General features: G+C 43.5%; 24 protein-coding genes. 4 read left to right on the forward strand and 20 right to left on the reverse strand.

The window, feature by feature from the left end; genetic code table 11:
• Positions 1–59 precede the first annotated feature (59 nt).
• Both QL234_RS25195 and QL234_RS25200 read left to right on the forward strand, forming a co-directional pair.
• Positions 60–1,430, forward strand: a complete 1,371-nt coding sequence (locus QL234_RS25195) for an alkaline phosphatase (protein ID WP_281560519.1) — start codon at positions 60–62, stop codon at positions 1,428–1,430.
• Positions 1,431–1,628: 198 nt separating this feature from the next.
• Positions 1,629–2,873, forward strand: coding sequence for an aminotransferase class I/II-fold pyridoxal phosphate-dependent enzyme (locus QL234_RS25200; protein WP_281560520.1), 1,245 nt, complete (start codon positions 1,629–1,631; stop codon positions 2,871–2,873).
• A gap of 73 nt (positions 2,874–2,946) precedes the next feature.
• Here QL234_RS25200 and QL234_RS25205 read toward each other — a convergent pair whose 3' ends face one another.
• On the reverse strand, positions 2,947–4,125 hold the full coding sequence (locus QL234_RS25205; protein ID WP_281560521.1) for a cystathionine beta-lyase: 1,179 nt from the start codon (positions 4,123–4,125) through the stop codon (positions 2,947–2,949).
• Positions 4,126–4,453: 328 nt separating this feature from the next.
• Here QL234_RS25205 and QL234_RS25210 point away from each other — a divergent pair, with 328 nt between their 5' ends.
• On the forward strand, positions 4,454–4,771 hold the full coding sequence (locus tag QL234_RS25210) for a hypothetical protein (RefSeq protein ID WP_281560522.1): 318 nt from the start codon (positions 4,454–4,456) through the stop codon (positions 4,769–4,771).
• Between the two features lie 142 nt (positions 4,772–4,913).
• On the opposite strand, the gene QL234_RS31905 is transcribed toward QL234_RS25210, so the two are convergent.
• From QL234_RS31905 to QL234_RS25220, 3 genes are all read right to left on the reverse strand, one after another.
• Positions 4,914–5,228 (reverse strand): glutathione binding-like protein, encoded by a 315-nt coding sequence (locus tag QL234_RS31905; protein WP_348650732.1) that lies wholly within the window; start codon positions 5,226–5,228, stop codon positions 4,914–4,916.
• Between the two features lie 85 nt (positions 5,229–5,313).
• Positions 5,314–5,553, reverse strand: coding sequence for a glutathione S-transferase N-terminal domain-containing protein (locus QL234_RS31910; protein WP_348650733.1), 240 nt, complete (start codon positions 5,551–5,553; stop codon positions 5,314–5,316).
• 159 nt (positions 5,554–5,712) lie between these two features.
• Entirely contained in the window at positions 5,713–6,618 is a 906-nt protein-coding gene (locus QL234_RS25220; protein ID WP_281560523.1) for a LysR family transcriptional regulator, read from the reverse strand.
• A gap of 224 nt (positions 6,619–6,842) precedes the next feature.
• Between QL234_RS25220 and QL234_RS25225 the strand changes: the two genes are divergently transcribed.
• Positions 6,843–7,292 carry an SRPBCC family protein gene (locus QL234_RS25225; protein ID WP_281560524.1) on the forward strand — a complete coding sequence of 150 codons (450 nt, stop codon included), beginning with the start codon at positions 6,843–6,845 and terminating at the stop codon, positions 7,290–7,292.
• Positions 7,293–7,353: 61 nt separating this feature from the next.
• Here the strand turns inward: QL234_RS25225 and QL234_RS25230 are convergent, their stop codons facing one another.
• The 16 genes from QL234_RS25230 to QL234_RS25305 form a co-directional block, all read right to left on the reverse strand.
• Positions 7,354–7,719 carry a hypothetical protein gene (locus QL234_RS25230; RefSeq protein ID WP_281560525.1) on the reverse strand — a complete coding sequence of 122 codons (366 nt, stop codon included), beginning with the start codon at positions 7,717–7,719 and terminating at the stop codon, positions 7,354–7,356.
• Positions 7,720–7,745: 26 nt separating this feature from the next.
• Positions 7,746–8,219, reverse strand: coding sequence for a DUF6265 family protein (locus QL234_RS25235; protein ID WP_281560526.1), 474 nt, complete (start codon positions 8,217–8,219; stop codon positions 7,746–7,748).
• Positions 8,220–8,286: 67 nt separating this feature from the next.
• Complete coding sequence (locus QL234_RS25240) at positions 8,287–8,682, reverse strand: GNAT family N-acetyltransferase (protein WP_281560592.1); 396 nt, start codon at positions 8,680–8,682, stop codon at positions 8,287–8,289.
• Between the two features lie 300 nt (positions 8,683–8,982).
• The gene (locus QL234_RS25245; RefSeq protein WP_281560527.1) at positions 8,983–9,444 is read right to left on the reverse strand and encodes a nuclear transport factor 2 family protein; all 462 of its coding nucleotides are present in this window, start codon (positions 9,442–9,444) and stop codon (positions 8,983–8,985) included.
• A 235-nt stretch (positions 9,445–9,679) separates the two neighbouring features.
• Positions 9,680–10,879 (reverse strand): alpha/beta hydrolase-fold protein, encoded by a 1,200-nt coding sequence (locus QL234_RS25250; protein WP_281560528.1) that lies wholly within the window; start codon positions 10,877–10,879, stop codon positions 9,680–9,682.
• 124 nt (positions 10,880–11,003) lie between these two features.
• A complete protein-coding gene (locus QL234_RS25255) occupies positions 11,004–12,209 on the reverse strand; it encodes a membrane dipeptidase (protein ID WP_281560529.1) in 1,206 nt (401 codons plus the stop codon).
• A 110-nt stretch (positions 12,210–12,319) separates the two neighbouring features.
• The gene (locus QL234_RS25260) at positions 12,320–13,150 is read right to left on the reverse strand and encodes an alpha/beta hydrolase (RefSeq protein ID WP_281560530.1); all 831 of its coding nucleotides are present in this window, start codon (positions 13,148–13,150) and stop codon (positions 12,320–12,322) included.
• 113 nt (positions 13,151–13,263) lie between these two features.
• The gene (locus tag QL234_RS25265) at positions 13,264–13,710 is read right to left on the reverse strand and encodes an N-acetyltransferase (protein ID WP_281560531.1); all 447 of its coding nucleotides are present in this window, start codon (positions 13,708–13,710) and stop codon (positions 13,264–13,266) included.
• 422 nt (positions 13,711–14,132) lie between these two features.
• Complete coding sequence (locus QL234_RS25270; protein WP_281560532.1) at positions 14,133–14,402, reverse strand: SymE family type I addiction module toxin; 270 nt, start codon at positions 14,400–14,402, stop codon at positions 14,133–14,135.
• A 466-nt stretch (positions 14,403–14,868) separates the two neighbouring features.
• On the reverse strand, positions 14,869–15,747 hold the full coding sequence (locus QL234_RS25275; RefSeq protein WP_281560533.1) for a cation transporter: 879 nt from the start codon (positions 15,745–15,747) through the stop codon (positions 14,869–14,871).
• A 5-nt stretch (positions 15,748–15,752) separates the two neighbouring features.
• Complete coding sequence (locus tag QL234_RS25280; protein ID WP_281560534.1) at positions 15,753–16,628, reverse strand: NAD(P)H-binding protein; 876 nt, start codon at positions 16,626–16,628, stop codon at positions 15,753–15,755.
• Positions 16,629–16,705: 77 nt separating this feature from the next.
• Complete coding sequence (locus QL234_RS25285) at positions 16,706–17,662, reverse strand: AraC family transcriptional regulator (RefSeq protein ID WP_281560535.1); 957 nt, start codon at positions 17,660–17,662, stop codon at positions 16,706–16,708.
• 130 nt (positions 17,663–17,792) lie between these two features.
• Positions 17,793–18,842 (reverse strand): acyltransferase, encoded by a 1,050-nt coding sequence (locus QL234_RS25290; RefSeq protein ID WP_281560536.1) that lies wholly within the window; start codon positions 18,840–18,842, stop codon positions 17,793–17,795.
• 66 nt (positions 18,843–18,908) lie between these two features.
• Positions 18,909–19,772 carry a PhzF family phenazine biosynthesis protein gene (locus QL234_RS25295; protein ID WP_281560537.1) on the reverse strand — a complete coding sequence of 288 codons (864 nt, stop codon included), beginning with the start codon at positions 19,770–19,772 and terminating at the stop codon, positions 18,909–18,911.
• A gap of 12 nt (positions 19,773–19,784) precedes the next feature.
• Positions 19,785–20,021 (reverse strand): helix-hairpin-helix domain-containing protein, encoded by a 237-nt coding sequence (locus QL234_RS25300; RefSeq protein ID WP_281560538.1) that lies wholly within the window; start codon positions 20,019–20,021, stop codon positions 19,785–19,787.
• 217 nt (positions 20,022–20,238) lie between these two features.
• Complete coding sequence (locus tag QL234_RS25305) at positions 20,239–22,659, reverse strand: DNA polymerase II (RefSeq protein ID WP_281560539.1); 2,421 nt, start codon at positions 22,657–22,659, stop codon at positions 20,239–20,241.
• Positions 22,660–22,846 lie beyond the last annotated feature (187 nt).

Genomic DNA, 22,846 nt, shown 5'->3' on the forward strand with positions numbered 1-22,846 from the left:
ACAAACACAGCACAATAACAAAGGCGGCGAATATCCGCTTAATAACCTCAGGAAAGTATATGAAACGCGTATTATCTACACTTTTTCTCTGTATGAGTTCGATCTCTTATGCCAAAACAACCGCCCCGGAAAATATCATCATGATAGTTGCTGACGGTATGGGGCCGGCATATACCAGCGCCTATCGTTATTTTCAGGATGATCCCAATACCCAGACCATAGAAGAAACCGTATTCGACCGCCATTTAGTCGGTATGAGCAGCACCTATCCGGCGCGGGTTTCCGGTTATGTCACCGACTCTGCCGCCGGCGCCACCGCCCTGGCCACAGGCGTTAAAACCTATAACGGCGCCATCGGGGTCGACGTTGACAAAAAACCACTGGAAAGTGTGCTGGTATGGGCGAAAAAACAAGGCAAACAAACCGGTGTTGTCGTTACCTCACGCATCAACCACGCCACCCCGGCCTCTTATTTGAGCCATAATGAAAGCCGTCGCAACTATGATGCAATAGCCGACAGTTATGTTGATAATAAGCTTAACGGCCAGATTAAGGCAGATCTTATGCTCGGCGGCGGCTGGAAGCACTTTATCCGTGACGACCGCAACCTGGTCAACGAATTCAAAAAAGCCGGTTTTCATTACCTCGACAACTATGATCAGTTAAGCAATTTACCAAAAAACCAGCCGGTCCTCGGCCTGTTCGCCAACGGCGGCCTGCCCTGGGCACTTGATGACAGCAATAAATACAGGTTATCGGCGATGGCCAAGGCCGCAACCAAACAGCTGGAAAATAAAAACGGTTATTTCATGCTGATTGAGGCCAGCCAGGTAGACTGGGGCGGGCACAGAAATGATATTGCCGTCGCCATGGCAGAAATGGACGATCTGGCAAAAACCGTTGAGTTTTTAGAAGGTTATGTTGCGAAAAATCCCGATACCCTGGTGGTATTGACGGCAGATCACAGCACCGGCGGTTTCACTATCGGCGCCCATGGCGAATACGCCTGGCGTCCGGACGTACTGCGCACTATGGTGATGTCACCTGAAACCATTGCAGAAAAACTCAGCAAAAAAGACATCAACAAGTCTTTAGCTAAAAAGCTGTTTAATTTTGCCTTAACCGATGTTGAACTGGCACAGCTGCAACTGGACAAAGCCAGCGCCGAAGCCGAAATAAAAGCTTATGAAACAGCTAAGGCGGCAGGCAAAGAGAAAAAACTGAGCGAACCTAAAGCAGTGGCCTCGGTCCTGGAAACCAGTATTAAACACTTGATCGACCAGCGCACCAATACCGGCTGGACCTCGGGCGGCCATACCGGCATCGATGTCCCCGTATTTGCCTTTGGCCAGCAAAGCGAGCTGTTTAACGGCTTGCAGGACAATACCGATATCGCCAAGAAAATCTTTGGCTTGCTGGGTAAAAAATAACCCCAAAACCGGTTCAACCACAATTAACCAAGGGCGCTTTATGCGCTCTTTTTATTTGCCTTAAACAACTCCTGAATAACTTTGCACCGGGATAAAAGTCCAACTCCTGAGCCAGATCATTGCCCTATAAAATTTATCCGGTAATAATAGCCGTGCAAAAGAACAAAAATATTCAGTAGTTTTAAGGATAAAAATATTATGCTGACGAAGTATGAAGCTCAGTTAAAAACCATGAAGCAAAGTGGTCAGGCGGCAATCGATCAAGGCCTGTTCTTTATTACCCCCGACGATGAACAATTTAGCGAAGGCAGGTTTAACCTTAAAGGCAAGCCTGTTATCAACCTGTCGTCGTGTTCATACCTTGGACTGGAGCTTGACCCCCGCCTGGCAGAAGCCTCCGCAGACGCCGCCAGGAAATTCGGCACCCAGTACTCTTCTTGCAGGGCCTTTGCCCAATGCCCTTTATATGATGAACTAGAAGACTTGCTGTCGCAGATTTTCCAGGCACCTACGCTGGCCAACCTCAGCACCACCATAGGGCATATTGCCACCTTACCGATACTGGTCAAAGACAACAGCCACCTGGTACTGGATATCCAGTCTCACCATTGCCTGCGCATGAGTGCCGATTACCTGGCGAACCGGGGGATCAGCAGCAAAACCATTCGCCATAACGCCCTGGATCAACTGGAGCAGGAGATCCTTGCCCATCCGGACCAAGACATCTGGTACCTGATTGACGGCCTCTATTCCATGTACGGCGACTATGCCCCGATCGCTGAGCTGTTGGCCATGTTAGATCGCTACCCCCGGCTGCATCTTTATGTTGATGACGCCCACGGCACCAGCTGGACCGGTAAAAACGGTCAGGGTTACGCCCTGGAGCAGGGTCGCCATCCTCGTATGGTAGTATCCCATTCTTTCACTAAAGCCTTTGGCGGCAGCGGCGGTTGCGTGGTATTTCCGGATCAGGAAACCCGGGATCAGGTGCGCCTGCTTGGCGGCCCCTTCTACTGGGGTAGCCCGATAGCACCGCCGGTATTAGGCACTGCGGTCGCCTCTGCTAAATTACATCTCGACGGCAGTATTACCAAACTGCAGCAAACCCTGATGGCGAAAATAAAACTGTTTAACCGTTTATGCCAGCAATACCAGATCCCGCTGATTGCCAATAATGATACCCCGATCCGTTATATCGGCCTGGGCAAACAGGAAACCACCAATAATGTAACTAAGGCTCTGCTGGAAAAAGGCTTTTATGCCTCTGCCGTTTGCTATCCCTCGGTCTCAAAAAACAAAACCGGTTTACGCCTGGGTATCACCAACCATTTGACAGAAGCGCAAATCCACCAGCTGGTGGAAACCCTGGCGGAGATACTCAAACGTGAAGTCACAGATGAAACCCGCGCCTTTATCGACAAAGCCTTTAAACGTGCTTTTTAGCTATTACTAAAGATAAAAAGGGAGCCTGACTTGGCTCCCTTCTTACTTTAAAACCTTTTTGCTTTAAGGCGTGCTAGCTTTCAAGCACCTGATTAAAACGCTCGAAGCCTTTTTCCAGATCTTCAATTAAATCATCAACATCTTCCAGGCCGACATGCAAACGCACCAAGGGATACTGATATGGCCATTTCGTCGCGCTACGCATAGAGCCGATGCTGCTCACGCCAAGAATAAGGCTTTCGAAACCGCCCCAGGAATAGCCCATTTTAAAATGCTCCATACCGTCAAGCAGCGCCGTTAATGCCGCCTGATTGCCCTTATTGAGCACAAAGGAAAACAAACCGTTGGCGCCGGTAAAGTCTCGCTGCCAAAATTCATGTCCGGGATTGCTGGCAAAAGCCGGGTGTAAAATAGTTTCCACTTCCTCCCGCCTTGAAAGCCAGTCGGCCACCTTGAGCGCACTTTGCTGGTGCTGTTTCATACGCACCCCTAAGGTACGTATGCCGCGAAGGGCCAGGTACAAATCATCCGGGGAAGTACACTGCCCCATCAGATAAGAATTTTCCCTCAGCTGCGGCCAGCATTTTTCGGTGGCGGTGGCGGTGCCTAACATCACATCTGAATGGCCGACAATATATTTGGTCGCCGCCTGAATGGAGACATCGACGCCATAATCAAACGGCTGGAAATTAATGCCCGCGCCCCAGGTATTATCGAGCATAACAATACAGTTATGTTTATGCGCGACTTCGGCAATGGCCGGTACATCCTGCACTTCCATGGTGAGTGAACCGGGGGATTCGAGAAAAATTACCCGGGTATTGGCTCGGATCAGATCTTCGATGCCCGCGCCAATCAGGGGGTCATAATAGGTGGTTTCCACGCCGAGATTTACCAACATTTGATCGCAAAAAGCCCGGGTCGGCTCATAGGCGGTATCCACCATCAGCAAGTGATCGCCTGTCTTGATAAAAGATAAAATCGCATTGGTAATAGCAGCGGTACCGGACGGATAAATGGCACAGCCTGCCCCGCCTTCAAGTTCGGTCATGGCATCACTAAAAGCAAAAGACGTGGTCGTACCGCGGCGACCATAAAACATCACCTGGTTAGCCTTATTGGCGGTGGCATGTTTCATCTCTTTAACACTGTCAAACACCACGGTAGAAGCCCGGGTAACCGAAGGATTAACCACCCCTTGCGTCCATTTTGAATGACGCCCGGCGTTTATTATTTTTGTGTCTTTTTTCATACCTGTTCCAATACAGTAACGTAAAATACAATCGATAACTTGCGCCTTCACACTAGCTATCTAGCCATCTAAACATCTTTATAACCCGAAAACCAAAAGAGTGCATTAATTAATTTGTATTATTGACCAGCGATCCCTGTTTGCTGACATTTTTCGTCTATGTAGCTTTTTAATTAACCCTCATAAAATTTCGCCCGCCAACACCATTAACAAAAACGAAACAACACAGACCTCTAAATGCAATATAACCATGTGATGATATTTTGCGCAATACAGATACAGGTTGCGACAAATATTCACAAATGATTAAAATAAAAGGAAAATAAAAATGAAAAAGCTTTTACTCGGTGCTGTGTTAATTGCTGGTCTTACTTCTGCTGCCCAGGCACGTGAAGTGATATTTGATAATGTTAGTGCCGTAAATGATTATGGCTGGTCACTTTCTATCTGGAGCGGCGCCTACAATGCCTATGGCTTTTGCCGCTCAAAAGGTTTTGCCGATGCGGTAACTTTCACTTCAAGTTGCGGTGAAGACGAAATGACCTTTTTAAACTACGCCGACGGTCGCTGGGTTGCCAAGGACAGTGGCAGCGCCAACCGCTGTTATGCCATCTTAGAGTCGGTTACGTGTAAATCTTACCAGTAATCCATTGATAATCTCCTGATTATCCAATGTAAGTCTTGATTTGGTCGCACTAGCGACCAGGTCAAGGCGCCGGTTTATAAATAATTAAAATGTCGTCCAAAGCATCCACTATTTAATGTGATAAACATAAGCTGCTCAAGAATTAGTAATACATCTGCAAAGCAGTGCCTTCAATCTCGCAAACTTGTTTTACCGACTCACGCCCGGCCAATGCCCTTAAATACCTGCCTAAATGCGCAAAAGATAAAGGCGCTTTTTCAAAGCCGCTTGCCCAGTGCGCCAGCATAAACAAAAAGAAATCACAGACACTGAGCCGATTACCAACAAGAAACGTTTTCCCTTCCAGCTCCTTATCAAGCAAAGCAAACATCTCAGTAATACGCTTTTCCTGGGCCTTGGCTATTGCCGCCGTACTGTCAGTAGAGAGGGTGTGTTTATCCGGATAAAAATACAACATCAGCTCAGCTTGAATGGTGCCGGTCAGATAAAAAAGCCATTGAAAGAAAGCCGGACGCAGCGGATCTCCAAGCTCGGGCACTAGGTTAAATTAGCGGATGGCTATCACACAAATGCAAGCAAATAGCAGCGCTTTCAGCAATCACCAAGTCACCATCGACCAGGGTCGGAATACGGCCGGTAGGATTGAGTTTTAAATATTCGCTTGATTTTTGCTGTTCTGATTTTCTGTCTACCAATATCAGTTCATGCTCAGCCCCTATTTCCTTAAGCAGCATATGAGGCGCCCAGCTGGCATTTCGCGGATAATAAAATAACTTGTACAAATTAACCCCCACTATTGAATAACTTATTGTTCACCAGAAAAGTCAGGATTGTAACCAATCCCTGTTGAAAGTGCAGCAGTCACTATTCCCTCTTCAACCACATGTATACAGGCCGGGGCTTTACTGTCGGGCAAGATAACCCAGCTAAGTAAAATCAACTTAAGGTGCCTGGTGAAAGATACCCGGAATTTCCTTTTTAATGGTATCAATAACGGCCTTTACCCGGTGAATTTTATGGCTGCCAAAGCGGTAAGCCAGATAAACATCCACTGGCGCGCAGGCCCACTGAGGTAACACTTGCACCAGCAAACCTTTTTCCACCCCTTCACGGGCCAGGCAGTCGGGCATATTACAGATCCCCAGCCCCTGCTGCGCCAGCTCCATCAAGGTTGAAAAATGCAAGGTACTAAAATGGGCATTAACGGTTATGGTTTGCTGTTTATTGCCATTAAACAAGGTCCAGCTCTGTTCATGACTGGCAGCAGAATGCCCCAGGCAGGGACAGCTTTGCAGCTGTTTCACCTCCCTGAGCTGATACTTTTCGGCAAAATCCGGGCTGGCCACCAGAATACGTTTAAACGATCCCAGCGGCTCTACCACCAGGTTTTCATCGTGATTTTTGCCGATGCGAATGGCTAAATCAAATGCAGGATCCTGCAAGTCTTCCCGCTCAATCGACAGCCTGGCAACCAGATGAATATCCGGATAATTCGCCCTTAATACAGGCAGCAATTGTTTCATCACTAAGGTGCCCATATCCGGGGTTGCGCTGATGCGTACCATACCCGACGGTGTCGACTTCTGCCCTGCCGCCTGCTCCACCAGCCTTAAACCTTCAGCTAAAAAAGATTCAACCTGCGGCAGCAACTGCTCTCCTTCCCGGGTAAGGGCTAAGCGCCTGGCGCTGCGCTCCAGTAACTTTACCTGCAGCCGCTGCTCCAAGCGGTTTAACTGCAGGCTTACCGCCGATTTTGCCATACCAAGCTTCTGTGCGGCGGCGGTTATGGTGCCGCTGCGAACAATCTCGCTAAACACATAAAATTCCTGGTAGTTTACTTTTTTCATCACTTATGCCCTGAGCATCACCAAAAATTGAGAGTATAACGTCAAGCAAGGCTTTTCAACGTTCTTAAATCAAGAACCTTAAGTTAACTTTATTGATGTTGTTCATTTTTTATCAATCTCAAATAATGTGCAGACATCAGGCGCAGGCTGCTTTTTTAGATGGCAGAGCCCAATGCCGCCCGATAAAACAGATTCAGCAATAGAGACCATTTGGAGAGAACACCATGCCTAACGTAGTTGCCAGAAAATCCATCAATGCCCCGATCCAAACCGTCTGGTCATTACTCGATGATTTTGAAAATATTGATAAATTTCATCCGGGAGTAAAAAAATCCTACCTGCTCAGCCACCAGGATACAGGTGTCGGGGCGAAACGGCAGTGCGACTTTCATAGCGGAGCCTCGGCCCAGGAAGAGATCGTTGACTATAAGCCTGAGCAACATTCGCTGACCGTGCGCATCCCTAAATTCGGACCGATGAAAAGCTTTATCGCCAAAGAGTCGGCAAGAGATCTGGGCAACGGTAAAACCGAAGTCACCTTTACCGCAGATTTTATCGTGAAATTTGGCCTGCTCGGCGCCCTGTTTGGCAATTTAATCATCAAACCTGTGATGACGAAAAAAATGCAAGAAGTCATTGACGGCCTTGAGTCATATGCCACAAAACCCCGATAACCTGGATGGAGCATAAGCACTTTTTTAGATAGGACGCAGGGGGAATAATACCGATTCGCCTTTAGATAGAGGCGTAATAGCTGGTAAAAGCGATGGCAAAAAAGCACATCCATGACAGATGCTTACCACGTGAAAATAGCAATGACACCAGCCCGCTCAAAGCAAATACCAGGGTTATAATCATCAAGATTTCCCCCTGGATATTTGCTTGTGGCTTTGACAGCACATACAAGATAGCGGCAAAGCCCCACCAGGCAAGCGTGGTTAAATGCCATGCAAACCTTAACACACGTTTGGTAAACCAATCACTGCCGAGCAATTTCGGCAAATTATCCCGCCGAAACAAACGCATTAAAATATACTTTTCACCCAAAAAAGAATGGATAAAGCCAATAACCACCAGTAAAAGCGCGCCGACAATTAACATAAAACGTCCTTACAACCTTCTGCCGGTTAACCGGCATCCCGCTTATCATAATTGATGGTAAAACTTTTAGCTTGGCCATCACTGACAGTCACGGTTAATTTATTCTCGCTCTGAAGCTGATAATGTAGCTTTTTAGGAAAATCATGCTCCGGATTTTCAAAAACGGCGCTACGTTTTGAACACCGGGTGAGCTTAAAGGGGACTGCAAGCTTATTATGTCTCACTTTTGCCAGGTAGAAGACGTTGTTCGACATTTCAACAAGCCTCATCGACTCGCTGCCTTTAAGGGCATTCGACGCTTTAGATCTCGTCTCCCCCGCTCCTTCATAAGTCAAGGGGCTCACTTTCTGCCATGACTCGATTACCACATTATTGCCATCAACCCCGCTCCAGCTTCCGAGCAGCCAGTCAACGGCCCTGAGTGAGTGGCAAGGCTGGGCATCAACAGACGAGCAGAAAAAACCGAAAAAAAGCGTTAACAAGACACTGATTATTTTCATGATTTAAATAAACTCTGTGAATAACTAACAAGAGTATACGAAGCAAATACCGGATCTGGCCAGAGGTTTATTTAACAATATACATGCCTTCACTGCGGAGCCTGGAAAGTTTAAAGCCAAATTTTTCATAAAGCGCCGGCACATCGGCCATCAGGCATATATATGCGCCTTTAGGCGCTTGCCGGTCTAAATAGTCCATAATATGCTGCATGATCTGCCGGCCTAAGCCCTGCCCCTGAAATTCAGGTTGAACGGCTATATCGACAATATCGAAATTTAATGCACCGTCACCGACGACACGCCCCATGGCAATCACTTGATTTTCTTGCTTAATATGTACGCCATAAAGACTGTTGGGCAAGGCTTTGACCGCCGCCTCCCTGGGTCTGGGTGTTAACCCGGTGATGTTTCTCAGACGAATAAAATTATCGACATCAACCACTTTTTCTATCACTTCGAACATGAAGAACCTTACCATTTATTCATCTCCCCAAGGCGTAGGGGAGCTTACATTTTGGCTTATAGTACCATCACATGAAAGCGCATGTATTGACTATAGGAGAAAATAGCATAAGCCGGAAAAACAGCTGTTACAGCAACAATGACTGAATGAAGAACATTGACATGTGTGCTCTCCTTTTGAATTGGAGCGCACACTTAACAATAGGTATTGTTATCGACAAACCGAAGATGTGAAATTTGCTTTTCACCATAATGTGGCAAATTCCCCAATTGTTTTAAAACGCCTATAAGTTAGTTACAACTAGGATTTTTTCTTCGCGACAAATGTTTTATTGATGATACGCCAGTTGTTTTCGCGTTTGTACATCACCAGGTAGTCAATGTAGTGTGTTTTTGGGGTGTCAAAATCAAGCTTGACCATCGCCATTTTTTCATCAACGATATCAACGGACAGAATATTTGCTTGCCATGTATCTGTAGTGGCTTTCTTAAAGTAGCCGGCAAACTCTTTTAACGGGACAGATCTAATGGTCTCTTTCCCTGTTGCTTTATCAATGCTGATCATTTTCACATGGCCAAACTCTAAATCAAACGCTTGTGAAAGTAGCTTTTGATCCCCATTGGCCGCGCCATTGAAATAGTTATAGGCCGTTTCCACAACCGCTTGATATTCTTTACCAGATATAGATTCAGCATAAGTAGGCAAAGAGAATAGAAAGAAGAATACTGCAATAGTTTTTGAAAAGGCTTTAATGCGTTTCATTTTGTTCATGTCCCATAAATAAATGTAGAGTATCAAGTAGCATTCACTGCGATAGTGAACTCTATTTGATACTCAAAACATGAGAAAGTAAACGCTTGAAATTGTAATAGTTTATGAATATAAACTGGCTGATGATGTTCAGGTTTAACCAGCAAAACGCCGAGCTTAATCAATGCTCCTGAACTGAACAACCGGCTATTTGAGTCCTGACATCTGCTCTTGTACTTCACTTAATTCACAGCTGGGTTAGCTTTTGTTTATATACATTCACCCGGGGATCTGCTTTTAGTGATGCATATTCAATGGCTTTTTTCATATGGCTTTTTGCTTTTACTTTTTTATTTAAACCAACTAACGCGTCGCTCATATCCGCATGCAAAATGGCAGACTCGGGGAATTGTGCCAAAGCTTTATCTAACACGACCCGGGCTTTATTGAACGCTTCATGTTTCATGTAAAATTGAGCCCAGTCACTCCCCCACACAGGAAAAGAGATTTCATCGGTGAACTTAGTAAATTCAGTTAAAAAGTTATCAAAACTTTCAAGGTTATCTTCTTTGATGGCAGTGATCAGCAGAGAAAATTGTGTTCTGTCGTGTATCTCCTGGGAAATATCATATCGTTGGCCACGACTCTTATAAACTTCCTTTAGCTTTTGCATTCCGCCAAACTCAACAAAGTCATTTAAGGTATAAAACTTCATTGGCGGGTAATCGCTAAAGAAGTTACGCAATCCTTGGTAGATGGTTTGATATGGAGTGGTATGATGATCATCATTGACTAAGCGGGTATATTGCCAATTTAAATCTTCGGGTGCGATATCGGTTAATAATGCATTAAAGTCATCTGCAAAAGACTCATACTCACCCTGGGTAAAATATAGGTAAGGTGCATCTTTTTTATAGCTTTTTATTTTAGGCGTAATGGTTTCAATGCGCTGTTTTGATATATGGGTTGGACTTGCGAGCAAATAAGCATCAAAAAGGTTCGTTTCCGCCATAACCTGGGTTGCAAAACCACCCGCCATTTCCCAGCCAAACAAGATCCTCTCTTTAGATGTTCTATAGCTTGAGTCAATATGAGGTATCAATTCATCCTTAAGAAAACGAAGAAACATTGGTGATTGATACCCCAATAACTCCCTGCGCTTTCGAATATCCATATCAATGCCGACAACAATAAAGTCAGGTGTTTTTTGTACAAACTTTAAGGTCTTTTGATAAGTCACGCCATGAAAGAAGTAGTTTTGCCCATCCAGCATATATAGAACAGGGTAAGATTGCTTGGCGCTATGGTAATTGGCAGGTAAATATATTTGAATATTTCGGGATTGATTTAATATTTTAGATTCTATTTCACTTATGTTAATTTCATTTGCTCCCGCTGGGGAAGCCGAAATTACCATCAAAAATGCCAAAAAGATTATTTTTTTCATATTTATCCTTTAAGGTTATGTTTCTTGCCTGAACCGGACAGCCAACAATCTACATCCCAAGTTTCTCTCTGGTGCCAACTAATGGCTGTTAAGCTGCCGGTAATAACTTTTTTTATATCAGTAACTATCCCCATACCTCTTTCATGAGTCGCATTGCATTGATGCCAAATATTTTCTCAATGGTCGCTTCCTTGTGACCCCGGCGTGACAACATGTCCGCTATTTTGAGGAATTGTTCGGGCCCGGCCAAATCCGGCAATAGATTCACATTACCAATCTTTTCACCGGCAGCGGCAGCACCTGAATCGAGTCTTTTCTGGGTAAACTTGGCCGTTTTTTCACGGTGCTTTTCCATATCATCGATGCCAACATAAGTGCCGTCGGTGCCAAAAGCGACATGGTCTTCACCACAAATATTTAAAGCATGCTCTATATGAGCCACTAAATGCCTGCCGGTGGCATTGCTGTCGGCAGCTAAAAACGGCATAAAATAAAGACCAAATAACCCGCCCTTGTCTGCCAACAGCTTCATCTCTTCATCGGTTTTGTTTCTGGGAAAGTCTGCTAAGGCACGGCAACCACTGTGACTAATGGTTACCGGTGATTTACTGGCTCTAATGGCATCCAAACAGGTTTGACGGCCACCATGGCTCAAATCAATAATAACTTTACTGTCATTCATTTTCTCAATGGCTTTATGTCCGAAATCCGTCAGTTTTATTTTTTCATTGGCGTTTGCCCCGCCCCCTAACTGGTTCTGGCCGTTATAAGTCAGCTGCATAGTCAACACGCCAAGCGATCTAAACACATCAACCAAATCAACATTTTTACCTAAAGCGTGTGAATTCTGAAAGCCTAAGGTAATACCGATTTTGTTGTTTTTCTTGGCTGTTAATATGTCGTCAGTGCTTTTAATTAACGTAAGGAAGTCGCTATTCCTATAGATCCATTCATGCGCCCAGCTGATATTTGAAATGGCGGTTTCAAAGGTATTATCACCCGGATAAGAAGCATGTACCGCCCCTGTTGTTTGCCTGAGAACGGTCAAACCGGAAGCTCTGATGTCACGTTTTGTCCGCTCTGAGATAAAATAGGGACCTACATCTTTATTGGCTTCATAATCGAAATTTGGGTCGTATACTGCGCCCAAACCATCAAATATTAACCAATCCTGCATTTTACTGTTTGAATGCTTAATAGCCGTGGCAACATTAGCCGTATTAGCAAAACCAGAAGTCGCACTTAGCAAGCCAGTTGCTCCTACTGACGCTACCGCTACGTTCTTAAGAAAATCTCTTCTAGAATTATCGGTCTTATTATTTTTTTCCATTTTATTTTTCTTTTCCTATATATGACTTATGAATATTCCAACCAGACTTGATGGCAGTTTGTAAATGAAAGCACTCTTGCGTATATGCGTAAATTTGCCTGTACTTAAAATCATTCATCTACACCGCACATACAGAGTATTTTTTTCATTAAGGGATTATTCCTGTTGCTAAGCATGCGAGATACAGTGTAATGATTCTTGCTTTTTAAAATCTGAAACTCATCCAAACTTTTAGATGCCTGTAACTTGTTAGCATATGTTTGTGACTGTTCAACAAACTCTTCGGTTTCATCTTCGCCCACAGCAACCATTACAGGTAGAAAGCCGCTTGTATCGGCAAACATTGGACTTAAATTTGCTACGTCATCATCTGACAGTCTTACAGACTTGTTTAAGTATGACTGTTTCATGTTAGATAAATCATATAGTCCACTAAGCAGGACAGCCCCTGAAATCGACTGCCGCACCTCTTGCTGCCAGTCAAACTCAAGGATCTTTGCCACAAGGAAGGCCCCTACCGAATGCCCGCATAAAACGATATTCTCGGGATTGCCATTCCAGCGGCTAATATTCTCATGAACCCACTTAAATGCCTTTATGTTCTGCTCGATAATTTCCTTCACACTAACCGCAGGAGCCAAGTCATAATTGATTAAAACGACCGTACACCCTGCAGCCACAAAAGGTTGAGCAATATAGTTATACTGTCTTTTATCAAGCGCCCTAAAATACCCGCCATGAATAAAGAAAAATACCGGTGCGTTAGGCTGTGCTGCGGGAAATATATCAACTTTCTCGCCCGAGCTATGACCATAACTGATATCTAGCGATTTCCTTAAAGTTAATCTTGCCACCCAGCTTTGTAACTCATTCGCCAACAAATGAACTCTACCCAGAGGATGTCGCTTACGAAGATTAAATTGCTCATCAAGATGGGTCATAGATATACATCCCTTTGTAACACCCAACTTAAGCGGGTGGCGTTCGTAATATTTTTGCGTAAGGTAAAAGTACAGCAGGTTAGTGAATTTATTTCATGCATTGATAAGAGAGCTTATTGAACCGACATGGCGAGTTTTTCAATGCCATGTGACGGGGTCCACCTTTTAAACTCAACAAAGCCATGTTTCTTATATAAATTAATTGCCGGCTCATTTACCACAGCGGTTTCTACCGTAGCATCTGTATAGTCAAAGGCTTCCAGCGCATAGCTTATCAATTTGCCTGCGATACCTTTTCTAAAAAATTTCGGATCAACAGTTAAGCTATGAATTTCCAGGTGCTTTTCTTCAACTGTTATTTCAATAATGGCTGCGAGACAATTATTATCACTAAAACCATAAAAATCGGTTTTTGAATTGGCTATGTCTTGCACACTGCGTGACAGTGGAGGAAAATCAGCAACACCAATAAGCTCGGCTTCAACTTTATAAGAGTTTTGAAAAATACTATAAATTTGATTGGCAACAATCTCATTCGAATTTTCAAGTTTTATTATCATACTATGCCTTGTTTCAGTACTTGCATTGTTATCTAGGTTTGCCTTCGTGATTTAAATTGCCGTTTAAACGCGAAGCAGCTTGTTCATTAAAACAATCCTTGTTAGATGCCAATGTAAGCGCCTCTATTTCGAAGAAACACCAAAGCACTTAGTAAGTAGAGACTTCCTTTGCTTCGACTTCTCAAACCAGGCTTGAACACCCCTGAATTTATTTAAGCCAATGACAATATCACGCAGCCAGTAAAAGACAACGGAAATAACTTATTTTACTGTAAAATCATCCGGTTTCAGTAAAACAAAAGTACGGATGACCAAAAATAGTATTGGTGGCTAAGCCAGGCTGGCAGTGGTTAACAGCTACCGCCCGGCTTATTGCTTATCAATAAAAACGGCCCGCTTTCAGGTGGCCGACTCATATCAGCTTATCCAGGCGTGATGTACCTAGGTTTAATGATAATTTCTTCCTGATTTATCAAAACACTGACTTTGTGGCCAACAGGAAAACCGGCCTGTCGCAGCCACTTGCCCCTGAGCACAATGCAAGGTTCAAGGTGAACCGGGACATAGTTAATGCCGATACCGCGGGTTTTACCTGCTGACTCGCAAGTGGTCTCCAACACGGTAAGTTGTCGATAAATAGGATATTTTACTTTTGCCGAGCCTGGCTCTGACGTATGATGACATTCAGCCATGACGTACTCCTCGATAGTTCGTTGTGGTTAGCGACCTCTGGGTGTTGCTGCACTCAGGGGTTGCGACTTTGATTGTTGCTGTTACGGCTTCACTTCTATAACAGCAGTGCTTGAATAGAAAATATTGAGGTAAGTGCTCTCCTTTGTAAAATGGATAGCACTCTAAATAAAGACCATTAAACTGGCTAAATCAATAGGGAAATGGTCTTTATTTATGATTAATTTGAGAGGAGTTGCTAAGAGCTGATAAGCCTCAAATTCAGGTTGATTTAACCGGCAAAGTATCCATTAATTTTTTGTTAAATGCCGATGGTGCATATCTCTATTTTGAAAAGCCGCCAAAAGCTTAGCAAATAGAGACTTCCTTTTCTTCGACTTCTGGTTTTACTTCACCGCTTGCCAAGGTATATGCCTGTTCCCTGTTAATACGTTACCTGAAACTTTTGTCCATCCGATAAGGCATAGCTTATAAAACCAAATCTATTTGTATGTCCGGGTGTAGCTTCTTCGCAGATACTTTAATTGAACTTTGGATCTCATCCAGCATTTTGTCGCTTGTTAACCCAAAGCTACCGGTAAACCTCACTTGCAGCTTAATGTACAACAATCTACCAGATAACATCATTTGAGTATCAAAAACCTTTAAGTTGTGCTCAGCGAGGACTGTCGTTAATTCAGTCTTTAATTGCTGCTCTAGTTCAGGTTGAGGAGCCGCCCCAAGTAATTGATTAAAACTGTCTGTTATTATTTCAAACGGGATTTTGATAACCAACAATACCAACAAAATAACAATGGCCGGGTCTATGTATGGAACGATAAAGTTCCATTTGGAGCTTTGTATAAAATAAGCGAACAGAAATGTCACTGCGATACCTGCGCTGATCACTCCGTTTACCAGCCAATTAAAAGATTCCAATTCAACTAAAGGCGAGTGAAGTTGTTTTCTGAAATGCCTTAATATGGAGGCGGTTACAAAACAAATAATCGTAGCAGTTATGGCATAGATAGCAGCCAGTCCCGTATCGAGTGGTTTTCCACCGCTCAAAATCACCAGTAATGAGTCTACTCCTGCAATCAGGCATAAAACTAAAATTATGCTCCCTTTGGTCATATTTAACATGGGTTCAAAACCATAATAACCGAATTGAAACTTAGCGCTACTGCCTTGCTTAATTAACCGGGCAACTTTTAACGTTAATAAACTCATTATCAAAGTAACTAGATTAAATAGAGCATCAAGTAAGATAGCGTCAGAATCGGTCAACAAAGCGAAACTTATCCCCAGCACCGTCATAACGACGGCACCAAAGATAACGTACAAAAGCGCGATTTGTTCTTTATTCATTGTGCTTAATTAAGTTGCTTTATAAAGTCGTCAAAGCCCATTTCAGGTTCACCTAAAACCTGTTGTGATTCGCCGGCAACGGCTTGCTCTGATAACTGCTCTACAAATAACATCAAGTGTTCCATAAACATGGCCTGCTCTTCAGGCATCCCCATTTGCGCAATGGCTTCAATGGGAAATTGTTCAATTGCAATTTCAGGATCAAAATGTTTCACAAATCGTTTTGCTGCTTCGGGGAATGTCATGGCTTCTCTCCCTTGAATTGCGAACGAACGGTTACAAGCATCCGGATTAGCAATAGCCTTGTATAAACTATTTGCCAATTGATTTGTGTTGGTGAAATACAGGGGATATTTTAAATCGCCGATAATCGCAAACAGCTTGTCTTGCACATAAAGCGGAAACGAGTCTGCAAAGAATGAACAAAACAGTAAAGTATGTGGGATGCCTGATGCCTTTACATAGCTCATGCCTTGATCCCGAATCAGGCTGGTTTTTAAAGCTAGTCCTTCAACCGCAAACTCCGGGTGTAACGATTCAATACCGCCAATCTGAATAAGTTGTTTTACATTATTGTTTTCTGCGGCTGTGACTATGTTTTTAACACCGTCTCTTTCCGGGTGAAAAGGCAGGCTTTCATCTAATGAAGTGGTATTTAAATGAATATATACCTGCTCTGAGCCTGCTAAAGCTGTATTTAGGCTTGCAAGGTTTTCTACGTCTCCATAAACAAGTTCAACAGCCGGCGGCAAGAGTAACTTAGCTTTATCTAAATTACGTACCACAGCTTTTACAGATACGCCTTTTTCTACTAGTCGTTTGATAACCGGAACCGATAAATTACCAGTTGCGCCAATAACGGTTAATGTTTTGTTACTCATCTTTTTTCCTTTCAATTAACAAGATGAGTGAACTTTACAGCTTTATTGATAAAGGGGCGTTTCCATTCTTGCTAAGTTCAAATAGGTTTAACAGGCAGGTAAATCTCTAACTGCCAATGACCTGACGGGGTTTGTAAATCAAATTGCTTGAATACCTCTACTGCCGGTACTCCTGATAGCACATAGCCACTATAAGGTAACCAACCAATAACCAAATCATCCCATGGTTTTTCTAAATCACCATCAGTTATCGTGCATCTATAAACAGCGCAAAGAGATTCGGGAAACTCCTGTACGCTGAAGTTGCCAGGAATATCGAAATCACCAGACAAGGTTATGCCCAAATCGTATCGACATTTAGCACCTTCAGTAATGTTTGGGTTATCCCAGGCCACGCCGACTGGATTGGTTCTTTTTAACCGCTCTATACCAATATTGTCCGATAGGGTCTTTAAATAAGTCAGCGTAGACATTGACTGATAAGGCTCTATAAATCTCATATAGGCTAATTGGAATGCTGGCTGAGTTTTTATTACTACCTCTAGGTCTTCATGCATTGGGTGAGTAACACCTTTAGCATTGGAGCTAGCGGAACTTTGTTGAATTAAAGCCAAGCTTGCGCCGCTATTATTATCTTGTCTAAAGAAGCTGGGAGATTCGCCAAAGTGTTTAGTAAATTGTTTTGTAAAGTTTTGAGCGCTGGAAAAACCATAATCGAGTGCAATTTTTGTGATGCTTTGTGCTTTGTCTAAATATAATAAATTAGCCGCTTGCTCTAGTCTGATCCTTCTTGTGAAACCCGCGACAGTTTCCCCGGCAAAAGCTTTAAATATCCGGTGAAAATGATATTTAGAAAAGTAGGCTTTTTGCGCAATATCGTCCAGGGACAAACTCTCTGTCGCATGTTCACTTATGTAATTCATCGCCTGATTAATTCGGCGTTGGTATTCTTTACATCTTGTATCAGGTTTAAGTTGGTCGGGCATTAACAACACATTATTTTCAAATTTTGCTGTAATGAAGTTTACCAACATGCTTTGATATTAAGAAGTGCAAACTAAATAGCCTGCTATAGAATGTCGCAAGATTGAACATCTCTGGAATTCCCCTAAAAAATAGACACTGTTTATGGGGAACTCTACGATGATTTAGGCAACTAACACCTCAAGCAGAGGTTACGGCTTTGCTGCTGTCCTGCAGCCCTGAATTGTTAGCTACTATGCTTCGTATTAACTTTGCAACAGGCCTCTCGAAGTATCTAAACGATATATATGCCACAACAATAGTTAACACAAATGACATTAACAGCTTTAACTCAATGGATAAATCAAACTGATTAACTTTTGCAATTACTGGCATATGCAACAAATACAGGGAATAAGATATCTTTCCAATAAAGTCACCAAACTTATTGGCTAATAAAATATTGTTATTGGGAACTAAAAATACTATGCAAAAGAAAACTGAGCTCATAACAAGCAGTACTTCATAGCTTAGCCACATTTTTCTTTTGGCCTCAGAAGTAACAGGACTCAACCCGGGATACATTAACGGAATTAAACAAAGAGCCAATATAAACCAATGTTTTCTGAGGTACTCAGGGATTTTTAATGATTTGTAATGCATGCCAAAGATAACCCCAACGAAAAAGAAAGGTAAGCTTCTTAGCACATTGAAAACGTTATACGGGACGCCGTTAATATCACCACTTATCCGCGGAAAATTTGTAAAAAATAGAAAAATCATAACCGCGAAGACAGACAGATAAATATATCCGGCCCTGCGCTTTGCAAATGCCCAAAAAATAATAAAAATGAAATAAAACTGTATTTCCGGAGGAATCGACCAAAGGACACTTTCACCATATATAAAGAATAAGTGGCCTAATAAGGTATTGAAATCAGGTATGTTATATAGACTGTTATTATCGGCTAGAGATAATAAACAGGAGCAGAAAACAATGACCAGGTACAAGGGGAGCACCCTGCCGGCTCTGGCTAAAAAATAAGCCTTGATATTAGCCTTAGTAAACTCTCTGTCTAAATAGAGATAAGCCATTAAAAATCCACTCAATAAGAAGAAGAGCATGACACCATATGCCCCAGAGCCACCACCTAAAGCACCATCAAGCCAATTGGTAATATCACTGAAGTGAGTTAAGAAAACGATGATTGCGGCTATGCCCCGCAAAGTATTTAACTTCCTAATTTCCAAAAAACTCTCCTATGCCCAAGACGAGGGTAGACTTAACGCTCTGCACATTTCCATTTGAGTGCTTCGTTATACGGGGATGACCACTGTACCGATATTACTTGCAAAACCACCAACCTTTACATTGATTACAGCTGAATGATTAGACTTTACAGATGCCGTGATTATGGAAGTACACTTCATCGCCCTGCCTTGTTCAAAAACATAATCACCGCCTAAAGCCAGATGCTCTGTCAGATAGCATGCTAAAGCACCGCTAGAGCTACCTGTAGCGGATTCTTCTGAGATACCAAACAAAGGCGCAAAATTACGGCAACTTGCGGTAAGTTCACTTTCCGGATCACAAAGCTCAAAAACATGAAAACCAACAACTTTATGTTTTTTGCAGAACTCTGCGATAAGCTCATCATCCGGTACTATCACATCTAAATACCCGCCGGGCACAGGAATAATCACATCAGCTAAGCCTGTCGAAACAACTTCAATAGGTAACTGAGTACTTTCTAACAGGTGAGTTTCAATGCCAATGACATTTGAAATTTCTTGGTATGAAAAGCGGTTTAATTTTTGAGGCAATTGCTGATCCATCACTACCTTACCATCTGGCTCGATGGATACTGGCAGTATTCCGGCTTTTGTTCGCTGAAGATAAGAGCCTGCAGTAATAAGCCCTTTTTTGTACATAGTTGAAAAAGTCGCCAGCGTAGCATGGCCGCAAAAGTCAACTTCTCCCGTGGTAGTAAAAAAAGATACCTGATAATCAACTTCGTCATCACCACAGACAAAAGCTGTTTCTGAATACCCTACGGCTTGTGCGATTGTTAGTTTTTGAGCATCCGACAGCTGGTCAGCGTTAAGGACTACACCGGCGGGATTTCCGCCTTTGCCATTTTCAGTAAATGAGTTTACTAATGTCACTTCAATGTTAGCCAAAACCCTACGACCTCATAAGCCTTTTTCAGCTCTTTGGATGGCTGCACTGATAGCCATTTTTGCTTGAGGGCTATTTTTCCAACATGTTGTGTGCAACATAGAAGCTACGCGTTCAGCTATTTCTGTTGCGTTATATGTTGATAATTCTTCAAAAGAGTTTATTCCAATTTCCTCAAACCGCTTTATCACCGTCAGCCCTACACCCTTAACATCTAGAAGTGCTGCTTTTTCTACTTCTGAGAAAGACATTTTATTTCTCCATCACATATTACAGCTTAACAAACAACAAAATATCGCAATTAAACACGACACTTGTCGCCTGCACAGCATCAAATAAGATTAAAATTTAATATTCCCCAACTATATCAGTTTGTTCTATAAATGAGGGGAAATTAACGCACCTAAAGTACGACTTTTTACCGCCTGATCAGCATACTTCACCACTTAAGCCGCCCCTGAAAATGAATCAGGAAAATAAACTCAACTGAGCATCGGTGATTTCAGCAAAGCTGGTACCGATAAAAGGCAAAATCGCATCGGCAACGGCCTCCAGTTGGCGCTCGATATAGAGATCATAATCCAGCGCCGCCGATAAGTGCTCTTTGGTTTGCGGGCCGTTTAAGGTGAGCAAATATTCCACCCAGCCCTTATTCTGATACCTTAACGGTTTACCTTCTTTAGCATTTTGCTCATCCGCCAGCCGGGCCGCTTTCACATGGGGCGGCACATTTTTCACATAATCTTTCAATTTGCGTCTGAGCCGTTTCCGGTAAACCAGGCAGTGATCAAACTCTCCCGCGCGGGTTTTCGCCACCATCTCCTTAACATAATCCGCCACTTCCAGATTGTTGAACACCCTGTGGTATAACTCCCGCTGGAATATTTTCGCCAGCTCGGTCCAGTCGGTGCGCACACTTTCCAGTCCTTTAAAGATGATCTTTTGCTCGCCGTTGTTTTCCACTAGCCCGGCATAACGCTTTTTGGTACCCACATCCAACCCACGGATGGTGGGCATTAAAAACTTACTGAAATGGGTTTCAAACTCAATTTCCAGCTGGCTTTGCAAACCATAATTTTCGCTAATGGTTTGTTGCCACTTTTCGTTGATTAAATCCTGTAATTCCTTGCCTAGCGCCCTGCTCTGCTGCTGGTTATAATCGGCGCTGATATCAACAAATATCGAGTCGGTATCGCCGTAAATCACCTTATAACCTTTGTCTTCAATCCATTCCTGGGTGGTTTTTAATATCGCATGGCTGCGCTTGGTGATAGAACCCGACAGGCGCGGATCATAAAAGCGACATCCATTAGAGCCCAGTACGCCGTAAAAAGAGTTCATGATAATTTTAATCGCCTGCGACAAAGCTGCATTTTTATCGCGCTTGGCCTTGTCCCGCTCCGACCATAGCGACTCGATAATATTAGGGAGAAAATGCTGTTCACGGGAGAAATAAGCGCCGTCAAACCCTGGAATACTAGCATCCGGTGTCGCTAACCCTTCGATCAACCCCATAGGGTCAATTTTAAAGGTGCGGATAATACTCGGGTACAGACTTTTAAAATCCAGCACCAATACATTGGTGTACAGGCCGGGAATAGAGTCCATTACATAACCGCCGGGAGATACCAGACCGGAATGACCGTCTCCCATATTGGGGGCTACATAACCGCTACGATGTAATTTCGGCAGGTATAAGTTAGTAAACGCCGCCACCGAGCCACCAACGCGGTCAATCGCCAGCCCGGTCAATTGCGCCCTGAGTTTGGCAAAATCCAGCATCAAGGTTTCTTCGAAAATCAGCCATACCAGGCGGCAATCTTCCAGGTTATAGGCCGCCAGCGCCGGTTTGTTATTAAGAAAATTATCGGTTATTTCTTTAAGGCGGTTATCAACATCGTCGACTTTTTTTCCTATGCCGAGCAAGGCATTGGCAACATAATCTAAGGTAAAACTTGGAAAGTTATAGGTGGCAGTTTTTAATACATCGATACCGTCAAGTACCACACGACCGGCAATTTCCAGGTATTTTTGTTCGCTGTTTTTATTTTTACGCCAGTAAGCGGGTTTATTGTCGCGGCCTATAGTAAAACTGATGCCATATTTATCGCAGCGCTTTTGCAGCAGGTCCATATCAAAGTTGATCACATTCCAGCCAATAATAATGTCGGGATCATAATCACGCAACCAGGCTAAAAAGGTGTGCAGCAGCTGCACTTCATTTTCTATCCAGACAATATAGTCAGCCCCTGCGCTGTCCGCATTGCCATCAGTATCGGTCGGCACTGGCCCTATCATAAACACTTTTTGGCAGGTATCGCTGTAGGCACCGATGGAATAAAGGGCACCATCCATTGCACATTCAATATCAATGGATACCATCACCAGAGGAATATCGACCTGCTGCGGTCGGCAACGGGCCCTGGCCACTTCAAGATATTGATTGCCGCTACCGTCCGCGTTTTTTACTTCACGTAAACGCCCGTCACCGGCCCCTTCACCGCCGACAAAAGCAATTCCGGCGGTGATAAAGCGCTCCATCAAATAACGGTCGTCCGGGCGAAAATCATCTTCATAACATTTAATGCCGCCGGTTTTTAAACAATCCCGGGCGCTGTAAAAGTCCCGCATGGTATTAAAATAAAAACCCGTAACTTCCTCCTGAGCGAAGGTTTTTAGGGCTAAAGGGGAGACTTTCGCCACCGGTATCTGCTGCTCGTTTAACAGCTTTTTGGCCAAAGCGACCAGGTCGTTTACGACAAAAAAGACCGACTGTTCATTTTCTATCAGTAACTTTACCGCCCCCTGCGCCGTTTTTAACCACAGGGTGATCACTGTGCCATGGCCGTGATCCTGCGATTGGCGGGTAAGCAGAAAACCATTTTTCACTAATTGATTCATTAAGCTGAGATAAACTGATAAAATAAACCTGGTAATATATACAGCAGTGTAAAACATCTACTACACTTTGAACATCAAAATTGTCATCTTGGCCCGTCAAAGTGAAATAAAATGTCCTGCTGCCGCTATTTTCCTTGCCATAGGCAGCTTAAGCAAGTGAAATAGCGCGCGGGGC

The sequence above is a fragment of the Thalassomonas sp. RHCl1 genome, from assembly GCF_947387555.1.
GTDB lineage: Bacteria > Pseudomonadota > Gammaproteobacteria > Enterobacterales > Alteromonadaceae > Thalassomonas.